We start from the raw sequence: 19,760 nt of genomic DNA, 5'->3' as shown, positions 1-19,760 counted from the left end.
TGATATTATAATTATTTCTAGAAATAATAATGTTATACTTCTTATTATTAATAACGCAGAAAGTATAAAGAAGTTACTCTTTTAACATAAAATATGATATTATTCTCCTTTATAACCTTTATAAAAAACAAAAAAAGACTAAAAGCGATCCACTCTTAGTCTTTTTAGAAGATGAAGCTATTGAAGCATTCTACATAGCAACACTCAAACAGTTTTCACCCCTCTAACAAATCTTTATATAAATTACCTAGCCTCTCTCGCAAATGAAGCACGGCATAACGTTTGCGAGAAATCAGTGTATTTACACTTATTCCGGTAGCTTCTGATATTTCCTTAAAGGAAAAGCCATCAAGCTCTGTCAGCTCAAATGCCTCCCGTTGTTCAATCGGAAGTTCGGACAAAGCAGCGTCTAATTCTTCCCAAACCAAAGCCCGCAAATATGTAGTCTCGGGAGATGCATCTTTATCAAACATAAGACTAGAAACCTCCGCTAAGAATGTATCTTCATCATCTTTAGCTGTCACATAAGGCATATCCACCTCCCTATGCTTGCGGCTACGGTCTATGATCTGATTATTGGCCACTGAATACAACCACGCAGACATTTGCTCAATTGGTTTTTCTATCATATCTATTTTTGATAATTGATAAAAAACATTCTGCAAAATATCTTCCCTATCCTCCTTCGAAAAGACTCGTTTAGCTATATAATTTTTCAGCTGCACGCGATACTTATAGAAAATATCGGTAACATTCTGTTGTCCTTTAGCTAAATCGTTCGTCATTCTTTATTGTCGTTGGCCATATCTGATTCAAAACCTCTTCTTTCACATCTTTCTCTCATGTGCTTCCGAATATATTCGCGTCGCTCACTAAGAGGCATATCTTTCATTTTTGCTCTTAATGCATGCCAATAGTAGAAATCTTCATTCCGCTTATCATGGCGAGGATGTCTTCCAAATTTACCAAAACGTCCAAATCCTCCCAACAGTAACCTCAACAGTATCATAAGACCGGCCGCCTGCCAATAATTAATAGACGTCCACCCTATTATTGAAGGTATCAGAGCATTCCACAGAAGCATTACAACAGCTATGGATGTTGCAAAAACAGTAATAAATATAAAAAAGTACGCGATCTTTTTTCTTTTAAAATTTTTCATATTGTTTATCCTTTTATTTCTCAAACTCTTACTTTATCACACTGAAATACAAGTGAAGTATACTAATCGTTGCCATCAGTAATGAAGCAACTATAATTGCTATAGGGACAGCCGTTTTACTTATATCTTTCTTTTCCATTATTTATTTTATCTCAAAAATATCTCTATTATTTATGACGAATGAGGCAATAAAATATTTTAGAAAGATTTTCATTAAATACAAAAAAAACTAAATCTAATTCACTTACAACAAACATCAAGCCGAATATTCTATCGAATATATTTACTTTTATGCCCTTTAAAAGATAAAGAATGAGAAAAACATTACTAATAGCCGTCATGGCTTTACTGAGTTACTCAATATTTGCTCAAAAGAACAAAAAGCAAGAGATAGATATTCTCCCATACGACAGCACTAGAAACTTTCTAGGAAAAGATGTTCTACAATATACAGGACAAGAATTATTTCTTAAAGGCCTTGATAAGCCTTCACAAAAATATGGATACAGTGGATTTATCCTCAAGTATAAAAAGGATGACGACATACTAAACGACGAAAAGAACATCTATAAACCGAATGATAATTACAATTCTCGCTATGAAGATCTGGCAGGAAAATATTTCCAGATTTTAGAAGTTTTGAATCACCCGAAAGCAAAATCAAACAAACAAGACTATGCAGATGATTATTATCTGAAACTTCAGGAAAAATCGAGTGGAGACGTATTGTTTTATAAATACAATGTCGATTCCGAATATACATTTCCATTTATCGTTACAGGATTTTTTCTAAAACAGAAAGCAATACAAACGGGAAAAGAATATGTTCTATCCGACGACATCCTGAAAATGTCACGTAATCTTTCTACCGGAAAAGCGCTATCGTTTACAACAGGTCAAACGTGGAAATGTACCGATCTGACAATAGATAACACAAACAATGAATTATCTCTGATATTAGAAAGCAAAGGTGGATTAAAAACCGCAATCCCCTACTCTCTTTTGAATAACAACGAAGGTATAAAAAAAGTATACACTGCAACTGAAGCTAACGAGTTGACAAAGAAATATAATATAAACAATTTCCGCCGTATATTGCAAAACAAAATCAGGGTTGGTATGACCAAAGATATGACACGTCTCGCATGGGGTGAGCCTACAGAAGTCGTTAAAAATGGCAATACTGAACAATGGTTTTATCCGGCAGGACAATTAAACTTCAGAGGCGATAAAATAGTAAGCACAAAATAGTAGATTTCTCTCCACCCTAAGATATAATCAAGGATGTCATGCTCAAAGATCCCGCTATAACCTTATCATTAAAAAATCGGACTTCCTCTCCTTTCTGTTGCAAGGCTAAGATATAGAGTAGCGGAATATAATGCTCCGGAGTAGGAATAGCTAGTCGTGCAGAATCGTGCAGATGGCTAAAGTCAATCAAAGCATTGTGATTCTCTTCTTGGATTTTATTTTTGAAAATATCATTCAGTTCAAACGCCCAATCATAACCATATTCCGTATTGAAGTCTCCATTTTCTACTTTCACCATCCTGAGATTATGGATCATATTGCCACTACCGATTACCAAAACACCTTTAGAACGCAGGAAAAACAGTTCCCGAGCCAGTTCATAGTGATACTCTGGTCCTTTAAAGTGGTCTATACTAAGTTGTACAACAGGGATATCAGCCAAAGGATAGATATGCTTCAACACACTCCAGCTACCATGATCTAAGCCCCATTCGTAATCAAACTCTACTGCTTTTACATGATCTTTCACGATAGCTGACAAGTCTTGTGAACCGGGCGCAGCATAGCGCTGATTATATAATTCTCTTGGAAAACCGTAGAAATCATGAATTGTTTTAGGCATATCCATTGCTGTCACAAATGTTCCCCTTGTTTCCCAGTGCGCTGAGATACAAAGAATAGCACGAGGCTTTGGTAGTTCACTTCCCAGCCGATTCCACTCATGCACAAACTCATTATCTTCTATTGCATTCATTGGGGTTCCATGTCCCACAAAAACAACAGGCATCAAAGGTGTATCATCAAAAGACATAACCTTTTTATGTAATTCTTTCAGAGTCATAATTCTAATCTTATATACAAAAACAGCCCTGACCTACGATCAGAGCTGAATCTCATCTACCTATTTATAAATATATTTATTGTTGCTGAGCTGCCTTTGCTACTATAGTTATCTGTAGTTCAATATTATCGTTTACGATATTCTCTTTCAAGTCTGCAAAAAGAGTTTTAGATCCATATTTTACATTCCATTGCGTACGATCTATAGAGAACGGAACTGTAACAGCTTTATATACATCTCCTTCTTTTGTTATCTTAGCTCCAAATGTAATATTTTTCTCTACATCTTTCAGTTTCAGGTTACCACTCACTTCATAGTTTACACTATCGGTAGGATGAGCAGCCTTTGCTATTTTAGTAATAGTAAATGTACTTTCGGGATAAGCAGCGACATCAAAAAAATCTCCACTTTTAAGGTGACCTGTCAGTTTATCTTTTAATATCTGAGTAGGAAGGTCTTCATCTACAATATTATTCATATCGACCACAAAACTACCTGAAGCCACTTCTTCTCCATTTACAGCTAACTGTCCACTCTTCAATGCTATTGTTCCTACATGGTCTCCTCCAACCTTAGACCCTTTCCATTTAATGGTAGACGCTGTTGTATCTACTACCAACTGTTCACCTGTTCCTGTTGCTGCCGACTGAGCATCTGTTCCTTCTACCTTGTTCTTCGTTGTTGTATTGCAAGACACAGCAAACAATACTACCGCAATAGCTAATAAATATGTTTTCATATTATTTATAATTTTTAAATACTAATCGATTTGTTCTATTAAATATGATGCAAAGTTAAATTATCATTTTCTATTTACAAAATAGCAATATTTATACATTATCATAAAAAAATTTATAGATTTGTATTTCATTAGTCTTTGGTTGCTAATAGTTTCTAATAAATATAGAACTCTGTAACCCTGAAGATTGTTCAATTTCAATTCATGAATTTATAATTTGCAATCAAATAGTAATGGTAAACTTAGAATGGTACAGGACATTTAAAGCCATTTATCAATATGGTACGCTCACAAAGGCTTCACAAGAGCTTATGGTATCTCAACCCAATGTCAGCATTCAATTGGCATCCCTAGAAAGCTATATCGGTCAGCCTCTATTTATACGAATGCCTCGCAAGATGGTTCCAACGGAGTACGGCAAACAGCTTTACACGCAGATAGTAGAATCAATAGACAACCTCGAACGAGTTGAAACCGAATTTAAAAGGACTGTACTCAACAAAGCTCCAAGCATACGCTTTGGCACTCCAGCAGAACTCTTTTCGGATTATCTGGCCGAACATATAGGTAGTCAAGATGATCTGCACCTAACCGTTGAATACGGATTGGCAGACGAACTCACAGGCAAGCTTATCAACAATGATCTGGATATTGCAATCATCACCAGGCAGAGCAAATCAGATGATACGCTCACCTATGAGCCTCTATTCACCGAGTCATTTATGATTGTATGCAATTCGAGTATGGACACAACAGTATTTGATGACCTAATAGCAAAAAACAATTTGAGCGAAGCCGAGAAATGGCTTAAAGCCCATAAGTGGTATGCCTACGACAATAATCTGCCTCTTATCAGGCGCTTCTGGCGAGAGAGCTTCAAGAAACGCCCTATACTGAAATTACATGCTGTAATTCCGGATAACGTATCTATCCTAAAAGCCATAAAAAACAATAGTGGTCTTGCTGTATCATCTGACATAATAGCAGGAAAGGCTTTAGAAAACAAATGGGTAAAGACATTATGGAAAGGAACAATTACGGCAACGAATACACTCTATTTGGCTTACAATAAGAATAAGATACAGCCACAGTATGTAGAAAAAATCAAATCTTTCATATTAAAACATGTTGATACGAATAAGGAAGATTTAACAACTGTATAGCAACCTAAAAAACAAAATTAAGTTATGATTCTATCTAATTCACAAAAAAGTTAGTTTTTTGTGTATATTTGTATACATTACCTAGTACAATTTAAAATATGGAAAGCGGAAAATTTCTAACCCTCATAAAAGACGGAATATGTAACAACTGGGAGCGACCGGCTCTCACAGACTATAATGGCGAAACATATCTATATAAGGACTTCGCCACAAAAATGGCTCAATTGCATATTCTATTCGAAGATATGGACGTCCAAAAAGGTGATAAAATAGCTATTTGCGGACGAAATTCAGCAAACTGGGCAGTTGCCTTTTTTGCATCCCTCACCTATGGTGCTGTGATAACAACAATATTACATGATTTTAGTGGAGAAAGTATACATTCCCTAGTAAATCACTCGGAATCGAAAGTATTCTTTGCCGATGAGTTTGTATGGTCGAAAATAGACCCGATACAAATCCCGACTGTGGAAACTATCCTTTTGATAGATGACTTTTCTGTACAGAAATCACGGTCTGCCAAATTGTTAGCATCCTGTGCCAATTTAGATCAGGCACTACTGAAAAAATATCCCAATGGCTTTACGAAAGAAGATGTAGTTGTACACGACGAGTCGCCCGACGAATTAGCCGTACTAAATTATACATCAGGTACAACAAGCAACCCGAAAGGCGTTATGGTTCCTTATCGCAGCCTATGGTCTAATACACGGTTTGCTATAGATAATATCGAATTTGTAAAAGCCGGTGACGGTATTGTATGCATGCTACCGATGGCTCACATGTACGGATTAGCCTTTGAAGTTTTATTATCCATCGCCAAAGGCTGTCATATTCATTATCTGACACGTGTTCCTTCTCCTCAAATTATAATGGATGCCTTTGCGAAGGTAAATCCGACTTTGGTACTGGCTGTGCCACTGATTATTGAAAAAATCATACAGATGCGTGTGTTTCCTGAGTTAAAGAAGCAGCCGGTGAAAACGCTGATAAAAATTCCTTTCTTCAGAAAAAAAGTATATCAAAAGATTGCAGACAAACTAATACCGATGTTTGGTAGTAAGCTGGTCGAAGTTGTGATTGGCGGTGCTGCACTCAACAAAGAAGTAGGACAGTTCCTTACAGATATAAAATTCCCATACACCGTTGGATATGGAATGACAGAATGTGGACCGCTGATTTCTTACGAGTATTGGGAAACCTACAAACCCGGATCTTGCGGACGTCCTGTAGATAGAATGAGTGTACGCATCGAATCGTCGAATATGGAAACCGAGACAGGCGAAATCATGGTCAAAGGGCAGAATGTAATGCTTGGATACTACAAGAATGAAGAAGCGACAAAGCATGTCATAGACGAAGCCGGATGGTTACGTACAGGTGATTTAGGCGTAATGGACAGGGATGGTTTTATATTTATCAAAGGTCGTAGTAAAACTATGATACTAGGAGCTTCAGGACAAAATATTTATCCGGAAGAGATAGAAGGCTTTTATAATAATTCTCCATTCGTATCCGAATCGCTAATTATAGAAGAAAATGGAAAACTGATCGCTCTCATATACCCAGACAAGGACTATATGAAGAAGCATGATATAAAAGAAAGTGAGTATTCCGATATTTTCCTTACTGAACGAAAATCTATTAACAAGCGACTGCCAAGCTGTAGTCAAGTTGCAAACTTCAGAATACAGGAGCAAGAATTCGAAAAAACGCCAAAACGGAGTATAAAACGATTCTTGTATCAACGATAAATAATATTCCAAAGTGGTATATATTGCGTTCCTCAAGGGAATTAATGTTGGAGGGAAAAATATCATAAAGATGTCCGACCTGAAACTCATGTTTGCCAACATGGGAATATCGGATGCTATAACATATATCCAAAGCGGCAATATTCTTTTCACATCAGATGATACGGAGGAAGCTTTAGAGACAAAAATAGAAGCATCTATTTTTGAAACATTCGGACTAAATATTGCGGTTATATTAAGAACTCTAACAGAATTAAAGCAACTTTTGAATTGTATTCCATTTTCGGAGAATGATATTCGATATATAGAGCAAAATGCAGAAGGTGAAGTGTTCTATTTGTTTCTGTATAAAGAAGCTTTATCTGAAAGTAGCAGAGAACGTATATCAGCACGAAAACAAGTAAATGATAGGCTAGAGATAATCAATCGGGATGCATATGTTTTATTTGATAAAACAATCAGAAATTCTAAACTAGCCAATGCTTTGCAGAAAGCAGATGAATATTGCACTTCTCGAAATATAAAAACAATAAATAAATTAGTAGAATTAGGTACAAATAATTTTATATAACAGACATGTCAGTAGACGATAAAAAAATCATCTTTTCAATGATTGGCGTAGGTAAAACGTACCCGCCACAAAAACAAGTATTAAAGAACATCTACCTCTCTTTTTTCTATGGGGCTAAAATTGGCATCATCGGGCTCAACGGTTCGGGTAAGTCAACATTACTAAAGATCATAGCCGGTATAGACAAAGAGTATCAGGGAGAAATTGTATCAGATAAAGGATACTCGGTTGGGTACTTGGAACAAGATCCAAAACTTGACCCTGCAAAAACCGTTAAAGAACTTGTGCAAGAAGGTGTACAACCAATAATGGATGTACTAAAAGAATACGAAGGCATAAACGAGAAATTCGGTCTGCCTGAATATTATGAAGACCCGGACAAAATGGATGCCCTTTTTGCACGTCAGGCAGAATTGCAAGACAAGATAGATGCAAGTGACGCTTGGAATATAGATAATAAATTAGAGCGTGCGATGGATGCTCTTCGTTGTCCGCCTGAAGACCAATTGGCAGCCAACCTGTCGGGAGGAGAAGCCCGCCGTGTAGCATTATGCCGTTTGCTACTACAAGAACCGGACGTATTATTGCTGGATGAGCCAACCAACCACCTTGATGCAGAATCAATTGACTGGCTGGAACAACATCTCCAACAATACAAGGGTACTGTAATTTGTATTACCCACGACCGCTACTTCCTAGACCATGTAGCCGGATGGATTCTTGAGCTCGACCGCGGTGAAGGTATTCCTTGGAAAGGAAACTATACCTCATGGCTCGAACAAAAGACCAAACGTATGGAACAAGAGGAAAAACAAGCAAGCAAACGCCGCAAGACCCTCGAACGTGAATTGGAATGGGTGAGAATGGCTCCTAAAGCTCGTCAGGCAAAAGGTAAAGCCCGCTTGAACGATTACGAGAAACTCTTGAATGCCGACCAGAAAGAACGTGAAGAAAAACTAGAAATATTTATTCCGAATGGTCCTCGTTTAGGAAACAAAGTGATAGAAGCACACGGTGTAGGTAAAGCATTTGGAGATAAACTATTATTCGACAATCTCGAATTTATGCTTCCACCATCAGGAATTGTGGGTATCATAGGACCGAATGGTGCAGGAAAAACCACGCTCTTCAGACTGATACAAGGACTCGAACAAGCGGATAAAGGTACATTCGAAGTGGGCGAAACCGTAAAAATAGGATATGTAGATCAATCACATGCTGATATAGATCCAAACAAATCTGTATATCAGGTAATATCTGGAGGGAGTGAATTTGTTCGTGTAGGAGGCAAAGAAATCAATGCACGTGCCTATCTTTCTCGTTTCAATTTTTCGGGAGGCGATCAAGAAAAGCTGACAGGTGTATTGTCGGGTGGTGAGCGCAACCGCTTACATTTAGCACTCACACTGAAATCGGAAGCGAATGTGTTGCTACTGGATGAGCCGACCAACGATATTGACGTAAATACTTTACGTGCACTTGAAGAGGGGCTCGAAAACTTTGCAGGTTGTGCAGTGGTTATTTCCCACGACCGTTGGTTCCTCGACCGTATTTGTACTCATATACTGGCATTTGAAGGAAACTCGGAAGTTTTCTTCTTCGAAGGCAGCTATAGCGAATACGAAGAAAATAAAAAAGCACGATTGGGTAATGTTGAACCAAGACGTATCCGCTATCGTAAGCTTATGAATTAAAAAAAGTAACGTTTATGCAACGTTACAGAAATTACATAGTCTAATTAGTATTGATAATCAAGAGTAAATATCGATATTTACTCTTGATTTTTTAAATACAAAAAACAAATGTGATTCCCCAATAAAAGAATGAGTAAAACTCCACAATATATAATACTTAGGAAGACAGTTTTTCTCTTTTTATTCTGTTGTTTTTGTGGCATGACATACGCCCAATCCCTCACAGTGGTACGTGGTGTTGTAAGAGATGCTGTCACAAAAGAAAAGTTACCTTTCGTAAGTGTTACGATCGACAATACATCTTCGGTAACATTTTCAGACGAAGATGGTGAATATAGACTAAGCTATAGGGGAAATAGAACGACAGTTTCGGCTTCACTATTGGGGTACAAAAGCCAATCATTCACCATACATCCAGGTGTAACCACCACAAGAGAGATACTATTAGAACCCGAAGACAAACAACTGAAGGAAATAATAGTACGGCCACAAAAAGAAAAATATTCTAAAAAGAATAATCCGGCTGTAGAACTGATCAAGAAAGTAATAGCCCATAAATATATCAATAGTATTTCGGCATTAAAGTACTATCAGTATGAAGAGTACGAGCGTACATTTATAGCTCTGAATGAGTTCAAGCCTGAACAATCGCAATTTAAACGTTACAAATTCCTCCCTAATTATATAGATACATCTTTGATAGATAAAAAGCCTATTTTGCCTGTATCGGTAAGAGAGAAGCTAACAGATGTATTCTATCGTAAAGATCCGAAAGGGAACAAACGTATTGTAAAAGGCTATCATATAGAAGGTCTTGATCAAACTTTCGAGACCGAAGCTCTCGATGCCATTATCAAAGAAGTTTTTAAGGATATTAATATTACAGACAACTCAATCACTCTACTATTCCAGCAGTTTGTCAGCCCGCTAAGTGATCACAGCTCTGTAAATTTCTATCGCTGGTATATATCCGACACAGTTAATATAGATCATAACCGATATGTGAAGCTCGACTTTGCCCCGTTCAATTCACGGGATATTGGCTTTACAGGTAATTTATTTATTTCTCTGGATAGTATGTATGCTGTAAAAAGAGCAATATTGAGAACTCCCCAAAAGATGAATATTAATTTTGTGGATGAACTGATCATACAACTCGATTTCAAAAAAACAGCAGACAACAAATGGATTCCGGACAAAGAGCGCATGGCCATAGACCTGTCGATGATAAACATGGTAAAATTCTATGTAGATAAAGTAAAGTCATACGAGAGATTTACAATAGACAATCCGATGGATCCCGTTTTTGCTCTGGCTGCTCCCGAAGCATTTGAAAAAGACTACCTGAAAAGAGATAAAAAATATTGGACTAACAACCGCCCTTCGGATTTCAAGAAAGATTACCGGATGGATCAGATGATGGAAGATGTAAACAAAGTAGCTCTATTCAAAGTTTTGCTGAATGCCGGAAGTGTATTATCAACAGGCTATTTTCCTACTACCAGAAACAAGGAGGACACAAAGTTGGAAATTGGAAGACTCCCTACAATGTATAGTTTCAATCCTGTTGAAGGGAATCGTTTTAGGTTGACCCTCAACACAACGAAGAACCTTCATAAGCACCTCTTCTTATACGGATATGCGGCTTATGGAACTAAAGACGAGAAGTTTAAATATTATGGCGAAGCAACATGGGCTTTTAACGATGTAAAATATACCAAAGACGAATACCCAAGAAACAACCTGACGGTAGCTTATAAATATGATGTAAACACACTTGGTCAACGACAGACACAAGCCGAAAAAGATAACATATTTATGTCGTTTCGCAGATCGAATAATGTGAAGATGACATACAACCGCCAGACTGAAATATCGTACGATAAGGAATTTTACGGTGGATTCTCATTCACGCTCACCGGGAATACTTTCGATGAAGAAGCAGCCGGAAAGCTTCTTTTCGAGAAGATGGACGAAGCAGGGAACAAGTACAATGTAAATAGAATACGTACCACCGAAACAATGCTGACCTTGCGCTATGCACCGAATGAAAAATTCTACCAGATGCGCCGAAAGAGAAGTTCGTTGACTGCACCACGCACCATCTATACCTTATCGCATGTGATGGCCGTAAATAATCTTTTTGGTGGGCAATACAATTACAACAGAACTTCATTATCATTCTTCAAACAAATGTGGGTAGCTCCTTACGGAAAGCTAACCTTATCGGCACAAGCTGAAAAGCTGTGGGGCGAAGCTCCTTTTCCATTCTTGATTACGCCAAGCGCTAACAATTCATATACAGTCCAACGTGGTAACTATTATTTGATAGAACCGTTGGAGTTTGTGCACGATGCTCAGGTATCATGGGAAATATATTACCATTTGGGAGGCTGGTTATTTAATAGAATACCTGTGCTTAAATGGTTGAAATGGCGAGAAGTATTTGGATTCAGGGGTTTCTATGGAGATTTGAGTAAGCGCAACAACCCTCAGTTTAATCACAACTTATTGTTATTTCCACAAGAGACGTTTGCAACCACAAATACCCCTTATATGGAATATAACATTGGCATTGAGAATGTCTTTAAATTCTTCCGAGTAGATTATGTTAGAAGGGTAAATTATCTCTACCATCCGAATGTAGATAAAGACGGAATCAGAATATCATTCGAGCTAACCTTCTAAAGTTAGATAGAACCTAAAACTCTCAACAGTAGTTCTTGAGGATCAAGAGGGTGTTTCTTTTGTGGTTTTTTAGGAACGAGGACTTTCAATCCGAATGGAATTATTTTCACATGTATTTCTTTCCCCATCTCTACCGGATCACCGTCAATGTGCATCACCCCGGCTTGCTCTCTGATAATAGTAACTTCATTGGTCAAAAGCTCAACCATCTTACTATTCTCATCTATTTTTTTTGTAAACAATTGTACCGAAGTTTGAGGCACATCCAATATCGAAAGAGGTTTCAATATCGCCACATTCATCAACCCGTCCTGTATATCGGCATGAGGTGCAATATGGGCATTGTATCCGTACTGCGAAGCATTAGCACAAGTAACAACGAAGGCTTTATCCTTTATTGTTCCTTCGGGGCATGTAACTATATACTCTTGCGGCTTTTGTTGAAAAAATATTTCAAGCATATTTCTGAGATACATCAAAGAGCCTCTATTTTTCCTGCCCGAGACCTTAGCTGCCACTTCAGCATCGAAACCTACTCCGCAAGTGCAAAGGAATATGCGGTCATTCACTGTTCCGTAATCGATGGATATTATATTTTCTTCCAATATGATCTCCATTGCTTTCTTCGGATCGGTTGGGATGTTCAGGTCGCGCCCTAAACCATTTCCCGAACCCATTGGTATAATACCAAGAGCTACATCTGAGCCTACAAGAGCCCCTCCTACTTCATTTACGGTACCATCGCCCCCCACAGCAACCACATAGTCTGCTTTATCTTTTATTGCCTGAGTGGCTATTTCTGATCCATGACCGGGATACCCGGTAACAAAAATATGCACATCAAACTTATGGGCGTCAAATGCTTCAGCAATCTTATGCGGAATATTTTGCTTAGCTGAAGTACCCGATTTAGGGTTGATTATTACATATATTTTTTTCTTCTGAACCATAATGAAATGAATCTGTTTTGCCGTACAAAAATACTCTTTTAACTATCACGGTCAAAATAAATGAGTATTGAATTATATGACACTTAAAATGGCTATTGATGCTATCCTATTATCATTCTCCCGATAAAGTTATATTCTAAATTTATCTTATATATAAAGAAAGGCTTTCATAGATTACTATAGTATTGGGTATACAAAACAAAAAGTAACACAATAAAATAACATCAAAAACTGTCACTGTTACATACGCTTTGCTCCTGTGACCGTTGGTTGTCACCTTTTGAGTATAAACAATTGTTTATATGATGATTGCAAAAAATAACTTTAGTTACATTTTTGATAAACTAAAACATGATCTATTGTTTGACTTATTGTCAATTATTTCTTTGCTTTTCCTTTTTTATGAAGCCTTTAACAATAAATAGAAAGAAGAACCTGTATCTTTGTCTCAATAAAACCTAAATCAGCTAAATGAGCATGCTAAACGAATGTGAACGTAGTCTAATCATCAGTTTAATCAAAAAAGAAGTTGTTCCGGCTATCGGATGTACAGAGCCTATAGCGGTTTCACTATGTGTAGCCAAAGCCACTGAAGTATTGGAAACCGTGCCGGAGAAGATAAAAGTATACCTGAGCGCCAACATATTGAAAAATGCAATGGGTGTTGGTATTCCAGGGACAAAGATGGTAGGACTGCCCATAGCGATTGCACTAGGTGCTTTGATAGGTAAAAGTGAATATGGATTACAGGTGCTGAAAGACTTGAAGCCTGAAGATGTAGATACAGGGAAAAAATATATTGAGGAAAAACGGATAGAAATAGGGCTTAAAGAAGATATAGATGATAATCTATATATTGAGGTGCACTGCCTTAAGAACGACAAAGAAGCTGTAGCCATAATAAAAGAAACACATACACACTTTTCTCACATATCTAAAAATGGCGAAGTAATTATAAACGAATGCGATAGCAACCATTGCGAAGAGAGTAAAGATGAGATAAAATTATCCTTTTCAAAAGTATATGAGTTTGCGACTACTACTCCGATAGACGATATTCGTTTTATACTTCAAGCGGCAGAACTAAACCGCACTGCTTCCAAACTGTCAGCTCAAGGAAGTTATGGTCACAATGTAGCTAAAACAATGACAGGAGCATTGGGCAAGCAAATATTCGGAGATTCAATGCTTACTCATATGATGTCGTATACCGCCGCTGCATGTGACGCACGTATGGATGGTGCTATGATACCGGTAATGAGCAACTCAGGCAGTGGTAATCAAGGCATTACTGCAACACTACCGGTTCTGACGTATGCAGAAGATACAAACTGCTCGGAAGAAAGTCTGATAAGGGCGTTAATTCTCAGCCACCTTACAGTAGTATATATAAAGCAGAAACTAGGACGTTTATCGGCTCTATGTGGCTGTGTTGCAGCTGCTACGGGCGCTAGTTGTGGCATAACTTATCTAATGGGAGGAGATTACAACCAAATAACATTTGCCGTAAAAAACATGGTTGGCAATATCACTGGCATGATTTGCGACGGAGCAAAGCCCAGTTGTGCTTTGAAGATATCCAGCGGAGTGTCTACAGCCGTGCTTTCGGCAATTATGGCAATGGAGCAGAAAGTAGTTTCTTCGCTAGAGGGTATTGTTGATGATGACGTGGACAAAACCATAGAGAACCTGACAAGTATAGGTGCCGTAGGCATGCAGGAAACAGACAAATTGGTATTAAAGATAATGACCAGCAAATAACACTCATGATTCATTAATTGAAATAAATGAAATAAAAGAGCCGCCCCAAATGGAGCGGCCCAAACCTAGATAACCAAACCCTATAACTAACTGTATCTTGCCTTTTACAGTTTCTTTAAACCTTTTATATCGTTCTTCCCTGCTTCAACAATGCTTATCGCATACCCTCCGGCCGGAGCACAGAATTGAGACAGTTTGGACTTATTAGAAATCACTACTTTTCGAATTGTATATGCCTGCGGATTGGTCTTATAATGAGCATCTTTTGCATCGCTATATATTGTAGCAATATATGTTTTTGCCGGATCGAGATAATCAAATGTAATAGTTGATGTACGTCCGTTTTCATCACATACACTTCCTATAAACCAATTATTTGAACCTTTTGCCTTACGTGCTATTGTGATATATTCTCCCGGCTCTGCTTCAAGTATCTTACTTTCGTCCCAATCGATAGCTACATCTTTTATAAACTGGAAAGCATCAATATGCTGTTTATAATTTTCTATCAAGTCGGCGGCCATTTGCAACGGACTATACATCGTCACATACAGTGCCAATTGGTTTGCTAATGTACTATTCACATGCGAATGATTATCAGGATTAATTTTACTCACATCCATCTGGAAAATACCCGGAGTATAATCCATCGGACCACCAATCAAACGGGTAAAAGGTAGTATGGTAACATGATTCGGTTTGCTACCTCCAAATGCCTGATATTCTGTTCCACGAGCTGACTCATTACCTATTAGGTTTGGATATGTACGACATAACCCTGTAGGACGAACCGCTTCATGAGCATTCAACATTATTTTATAATCGGCTGCTTTTTCCAGTGCATATTGATAATGATTTACCATCCATTGTCCGTAATGATATTCTCCACGAGGGATGATATCTCCTACATATCCGCTTTTTACAGAGTTATAACCATTATCTACCATAAACTTATATGCCTGATCCATATGGCGCTCATAATTACGAACCGAAGCCGATGTTTCGTGATGCATCATCATTTTAACGCCCTTGCTCTTCGCATAATCATGTAATCCTTTTACATCAAAGTCTGGGTATGGAGTAACAAAGTCAAATACATAATCTTTAGACTTTCCAAACCAATCTTCCCAGCCTACATTCCAGCCTTCAACCAATACAGCATCAAACCCATGTTCTGCTGCAAAATCTATATATTCTTTCACATGGGCTGTATTTGCTCCATGCTTACCATTTGGCTTTATCTTAGAATAGTCTGTCACTCCTAACTGTACGCTGTATAGATCATCAGTATAAGCCCATGTGCTTTTACCGGTAATCATCTCCCACCATACACCTACATATTTTACAGGTTTGATCCACGATGTATCTTCAATCTTACACGAATCATTCAAGTTCAGTGTAATATGAGATGCCAATACATCACGTGCATCATCACTTACTATTACAGTACGCCACGGCGTGTTACATGGAGCTTGCATATATCCTTTGTTGCCTTGTGCATCAGGTGTCAACCAAGATTCGAATACCATGTTCTTATCATCCAAATTTAGATGCATACATGCATAGTTTATCAAAGCAGCCTCATGCAGATTGATATACAACCCGTCATTTGTTTTCATCATCAATGCAGTTTGTACCCCTGTTGGAGAAAACGGCGTCTGAGATGAGTTAGGAGTTATAGCTTTACTCATCAACCCTCTTATCTCTGATAACTTCGATGTCGTATAATCATATTCTTGTGTATCATAATCGCCCGGAATCCAGAATGCTTTATGATCGCCGGCCATAGCAAACTGAGTTCGCTCTTCTTTTATAACAAAGTATATAAGATTCTTTTGCTCGGGAAATTCATAGCGAAATCCTAAGCCATCATCAAAGAGACGAAAACGGATAAGAATATGCCTGTCTGTTGATTTCTGATTTAGCGTCACAGCTAATTCATTATAATGATTGCGTATTTCTTTTACTTCACCCCATACAGGCTGCCATGTTTCATCAAAAGATGAGGTCTTGCTATCTGTAAGCTGAAATCCGTCTAGTAAAGAAACCTTGTCTTCTTTTTGTGAGTCTGTATTTCCTTTTATAGAAAAGTCATTGAAATCGGTATGAGAGTCACTATTGTCTTTCAACTCCAAACCCAGCTTACTAGGCTTAATTACGTCTTTTCCCTTATACGTTAAAGTATAAGTTGGCACACCATTACCTTGCAAATAAAACTTTAATGTAAGATTTCCATTTGGTGATTTGAGTTCTTGCGCTTTCACTGTTCCAAAGATTAAATAAAAGCCAATAAAAATAGAAATACTAATGATTTTTTTCATGATTCTTAAAAAAATATTTTCCTATTATACAAAGAAACTACATTTAGAGTTCAATGATAGAATCCTTTTCTCGTAAACCAAACAAAATAATCTGCAAACGTTTGCAGATTATAGTAAAAAGAAGAGGTGACCAAATCAGCCACCTCTTCTAATGAGTATTTCTATCAATCTAATTTATTCTATTGTACCTGTACCGGCATTGAAATCAAGAGTAACTTTTTTGCCTGCAGCAACAGAAACTCTATCTTGGTCACCACCTTTACCTCTATATTCTATTTTTCCGTTAAGAATAATAAATTCCATTTTCCACCAATCACCTCCAACTGCAGGATAACCAGCATACATTCTTAATTCACCTGCACCTGTAGTTGTTATAGACATTTTGTTGCCAGATGCGGTAAATGGATATGTAGCAGTACTCCATCCACCAAAACAGTCTCCCATTCCATAGACTTCTGCCGCTTTTATTGTAATCTTTTTATTAGGCATATCCATATAAACAATATAAAAGCCATCGGCAGGAACAAATGCATTGCCTCCATTCGTTGTATATCCTTCCTTAGAATCCAATTCATAAAAGTCTGAACCATCCCACGCTTTAGAAGTATTCCATTTGAAGCCATTTGCTGCTTTAAAATATCGTATCGCCCAGAAAGTCCCGTCAAGTCCCCAAACAGGAGTCATATCTACAATACCGGCATCACTCCAGTTCCATCCGCCAAAATCAGCTCCTATCATATATACATTCTTAGGATATGATAAATAGGTAGTAATTTTAGAAGTTACTACATTTGTATACAAAGGAGTTATAACATCACCAATAGTTGCAGATATACGTATATCATAAGTAGCTTCTGTTCTTGGGGGAATATTATATATAGAATCAAGGCTTAATAACACATTATTCAATTCTTTATGAGTTATAGCAGCTTGAGTCTTTCCTATAAGAGAAGAAATAGTTTTCTTATTTGCAAAATCTTTACCAGCCACATCAACTTCCAATTTATAGATAATAGCAGCGTCATAACCAAATGAAGCTTTCGTCCATTTAAACGTATCGACTACCTCATCAGCCTTTTTGTCATCAAGGACATAAGATGATGCAATTGGATTTAAAGCCCCTATTTTTGCATCTTCTTCATGATATGTTACTTTATCCAAATCACTATCGCACGAAGCAAAAGTTATTAGAGAAAGAAAAACAACAGGTATATATTTTAATAGTTTCATATCTATTTTATATTTATAAGACAATTATTACTTAATATCCTGGATTTTGAGTCAGATTTCCATTTACAGAAAGATCTGTTACCGGAATAGGGAAAATGTTACGAGTATTATCTACTCCTACACCTTCCAATACTCCTCCCTTGAATGGCCAGCGATAAGATCCAGATGTATATAATCCATAGCGAATGAGGTCTGTACGTCGAGTTCCTTCCCAATACAATTCACGAGAACGCTCATCCAATATAAAGTCTGTTGTAAGTTCAGTAGATGTAATAGCACCTGAGTCGTCTCCATATCCACGTTTGCGAAGCTCGTTTACATATCCCAGAGCAGTATTTTTATCACCTCCTGCTCCTCCACGAAGAACCGCTTCGGCATACATCAGATATACATCACCTAAACGCAGCATAGGAAAATCTGTATCAGGGAATTGAGTATCAGAAGCCAAACTTCCATTCGATTTTACATTCTTAAATTTGTATACAGCCCAACCCTCACTGGTAAATGTTCCTAGAGGTGTAGTTTTTATTTCCACAGAACGGCCTTCGGAGTAGAATATGCCTCGCTTATCTATAATATTTGCTGCAGTTTTATTATTACTTGAGAATGCAAACTTATTCACTAAGTTTTGTGTTGAACGAGTTCCATCCCAACCTGAACTAACTCCGTCTGTAGCTAATACATATTCAGCTCCACCACGAGATGAACAAATAAGGAATGTCATACCTCCCCAAGTTTTAGTTGCTGCCCCATCAAAACAAATAGGGAAGATTATTTCATTTTTAGCAACCACGTTATTATCTGCTTTAAATATGTTTGAATAATCTGCAGTCAATGCATATCCGCCGGCAATAACTTTATTACATGCTGTTATACATTCTGTATACATCGCTTTTCCTGTATATACTTCTGCATTCAGGTAGGCACGTGCAAGTAAAGCATTTACAGCACCTTGATCAGCACGCCCATATATACCCTGGCGTGCAGCCGGAAGATCTTTTTCTATCTCTGTTAATTCTTTTACTATCCAGACAAAGAGTTCTTCTCTACTTAATGGGGACGGAGATACTGAATAATTACTCTCTGTGATAAAAGGAGGTCTAGCATATTGATCCATCAACACATAGTAAGCCAACGCTCTACAAAAACGAGCTTCTGCACGCAATTGAGTAGGATTAGCATCCGTTGGGGCATTTCCTACCTGTTTCAGATATTCGTTAGCCAATGCTACAATAAACATACATCTTTGGTAAACGCCTTCTATAGATTCATTCTTAGAATTAGACCAAGTCATGTTATTGATTTCTGGAACCCATGAGTCGTTTGCCCACGCTACTTTACACTCATCGGTAGACACTTCTTGCAGATTCCACCATGAACGCAATAACTGAGCATTACCCGGATCGAGATTTTCAATATCGGAACTACCTTCACCATCTTGTCCACTAATAGCCCATACTGAATATATTTTCATTAATCCTTTGGTATAACTGGCAGCATCAGAATAAGCTATTTCGCCAGTCACTACATTCTCATCCAACGGCTGTACATCTAAGTCTCCCAAACAAGAGCTTAAAGTCAACGCTAATCCGCTAAATAATGTCAATAAATATTTTGCTTTCATTTTCATGTCAA

15 protein-coding genes are annotated in these 19,760 nt (G+C 37.5%); 7 read left to right on the top strand and 8 right to left on the bottom strand.

Going from position 1 to position 19,760, the window contains the following annotated elements:
- Positions 1–215: 215 nt before the first annotated feature.
- Positions 216–785, bottom strand: coding sequence for an RNA polymerase sigma factor (locus QOX35_RS07445; protein WP_283686389.1), 570 nt, complete (start codon positions 783–785; stop codon positions 216–218).
- Positions 782–1,162, bottom strand: a complete 381-nt coding sequence (locus QOX35_RS07440; RefSeq protein ID WP_283686388.1) for a hypothetical protein — start codon at positions 1,160–1,162, stop codon at positions 782–784. Before QOX35_RS07440 ends, QOX35_RS07445 begins: the two co-directional genes overlap by 4 nt.
- Positions 1,163–1,474: 312 nt before the next feature.
- Between QOX35_RS07440 and QOX35_RS07435 the strand changes: the two genes are divergently transcribed.
- Positions 1,475–2,413 (top strand): hypothetical protein, encoded by a 939-nt coding sequence (locus QOX35_RS07435; protein ID WP_283686387.1) that lies wholly within the window; start codon positions 1,475–1,477, stop codon positions 2,411–2,413.
- Between the two features lie 16 nt (positions 2,414–2,429).
- Here the strand turns inward: QOX35_RS07435 and ygiD are convergent, their stop codons facing one another.
- Both ygiD and QOX35_RS07425 read right to left on the bottom strand, forming a co-directional pair.
- Positions 2,430–3,254 carry a 4,5-DOPA-extradiol-dioxygenase gene (gene ygiD / locus QOX35_RS07430; RefSeq protein WP_283686386.1) on the bottom strand — a complete coding sequence of 275 codons (825 nt, stop codon included), beginning with the start codon at positions 3,252–3,254 and terminating at the stop codon, positions 2,430–2,432.
- A gap of 76 nt (positions 3,255–3,330) precedes the next feature.
- Positions 3,331–3,993: a YceI family protein gene (locus QOX35_RS07425; protein ID WP_283686385.1), complete on the bottom strand. Its 663-nt coding sequence runs from the start codon at positions 3,991–3,993 to the stop codon at positions 3,331–3,333.
- Between the two features lie 233 nt (positions 3,994–4,226).
- Here QOX35_RS07425 and QOX35_RS07420 point away from each other — a divergent pair, with 233 nt between their 5' ends.
- The 5 genes from QOX35_RS07420 to QOX35_RS07400 all read left to right on the top strand — a co-directional run bounded on the left by QOX35_RS07420 (position 4,227) and on the right by QOX35_RS07400 (position 11,863).
- The gene (locus QOX35_RS07420; protein WP_283686384.1) at positions 4,227–5,156 is read left to right on the top strand and encodes a LysR family transcriptional regulator; all 930 of its coding nucleotides are present in this window, start codon (positions 4,227–4,229) and stop codon (positions 5,154–5,156) included.
- A gap of 98 nt (positions 5,157–5,254) precedes the next feature.
- Positions 5,255–6,910, top strand: a complete 1,656-nt coding sequence (locus QOX35_RS07415; RefSeq protein ID WP_283686383.1) for an AMP-binding protein — start codon at positions 5,255–5,257, stop codon at positions 6,908–6,910.
- Between the two features lie 13 nt (positions 6,911–6,923).
- A complete protein-coding gene (locus QOX35_RS07410) occupies positions 6,924–7,481 on the top strand; it encodes a DUF1697 domain-containing protein (RefSeq protein ID WP_283686382.1) in 558 nt (185 codons plus the stop codon).
- A gap of 5 nt (positions 7,482–7,486) precedes the next feature.
- The gene (ettA, locus tag QOX35_RS07405; RefSeq protein ID WP_135103936.1) at positions 7,487–9,175 is read left to right on the top strand and encodes an energy-dependent translational throttle protein EttA; all 1,689 of its coding nucleotides are present in this window, start codon (positions 7,487–7,489) and stop codon (positions 9,173–9,175) included.
- 129 nt (positions 9,176–9,304) lie between these two features.
- Positions 9,305–11,863: a DUF5686 and carboxypeptidase-like regulatory domain-containing protein gene (locus QOX35_RS07400; RefSeq protein ID WP_283686380.1), complete on the top strand. Its 2,559-nt coding sequence runs from the start codon at positions 9,305–9,307 to the stop codon at positions 11,861–11,863.
- Positions 11,864–11,865: 2 nt separating this feature from the next.
- On the opposite strand, the gene QOX35_RS07395 is transcribed toward QOX35_RS07400, so the two are convergent.
- Positions 11,866–12,813 carry a diacylglycerol/lipid kinase family protein gene (locus tag QOX35_RS07395; RefSeq protein ID WP_135103934.1) on the bottom strand — a complete coding sequence of 316 codons (948 nt, stop codon included), beginning with the start codon at positions 12,811–12,813 and terminating at the stop codon, positions 11,866–11,868.
- A gap of 477 nt (positions 12,814–13,290) precedes the next feature.
- On the opposite strand from QOX35_RS07395, the gene QOX35_RS07390 reads away from it, so the two are divergent.
- Positions 13,291–14,574 carry an L-cysteine desulfidase family protein gene (locus QOX35_RS07390; protein WP_283686579.1) on the top strand — a complete coding sequence of 428 codons (1,284 nt, stop codon included), beginning with the start codon at positions 13,291–13,293 and terminating at the stop codon, positions 14,572–14,574.
- Between the two features lie 104 nt (positions 14,575–14,678).
- Here QOX35_RS07390 and QOX35_RS07385 read toward each other — a convergent pair whose 3' ends face one another.
- The 3 genes from QOX35_RS07385 to QOX35_RS07375 form a co-directional block, all read right to left on the bottom strand.
- Positions 14,679–16,895: a glycoside hydrolase family 97 protein gene (locus QOX35_RS07385; RefSeq protein ID WP_283686379.1), complete on the bottom strand. Its 2,217-nt coding sequence runs from the start codon at positions 16,893–16,895 to the stop codon at positions 14,679–14,681.
- 174 nt (positions 16,896–17,069) lie between these two features.
- On the bottom strand, positions 17,070–18,125 hold the full coding sequence (locus tag QOX35_RS07380) for a SusF/SusE family carbohydrate-binding protein (protein WP_135103932.1): 1,056 nt from the start codon (positions 18,123–18,125) through the stop codon (positions 17,070–17,072).
- Between the two features lie 31 nt (positions 18,126–18,156).
- Positions 18,157–19,749 carry a RagB/SusD family nutrient uptake outer membrane protein gene (locus QOX35_RS07375; protein WP_283686378.1) on the bottom strand — a complete coding sequence of 531 codons (1,593 nt, stop codon included), beginning with the start codon at positions 19,747–19,749 and terminating at the stop codon, positions 18,157–18,159.
- Between the last annotated feature and the right edge of the window lie 11 nt (positions 19,750–19,760).

Source organism: Dysgonomonas sp. Marseille-Q5470 (assembly GCF_951230145.1).
Classification (GTDB): Bacteria; Bacteroidota; Bacteroidia; order Bacteroidales; family Dysgonomonadaceae; genus Dysgonomonas.
This window is presented reverse-complemented; position numbering and strand designations above follow the sequence as displayed.